Source organism: Rhizobium sp. SVR5-2C, assembly GCF_056755115.1.
On sequence record NZ_JBNDHT010000452.1, the window covers coordinates 1 to 257 of the forward strand.

The 257-nt window shown below is 57.2% G+C and carries 1 pseudogene; it reads left to right on the forward strand.

What is annotated here, in order from left to right:
* Positions 1-159 precede the first annotated feature (159 nt).
* Positions 160-257 (forward strand): annotated as a pseudogene (locus tag ACPYOI_RS36485) (glycosyltransferase); the annotation flags it as partial.

A 257-nucleotide genomic window follows, 5' to 3' on the forward strand; every position in this document is an offset into this window, starting at 1 on the left:
CCTGGAGATTGCAGCGGGTGGTACGGCATATTCGCGCCCCTGTTTCGAACGAACATCCCCCGGCTCTGGTGCTTTGGGGATGGAATCGCGGCAGTTTGCGTCGCTACGAAAAATGGTTTGCCGGCTGGCTCTCAAGGGGTCAGCCGTTTCGGAGGTGTCATGAAGGATAGTGTTGCACGTATTTTTGTCGGTTGCGATTCCAAGGAGGTCGTGGCCTATCACGTCCTCGCCCAGAGCATCATCGAGCGGTCCTCGAT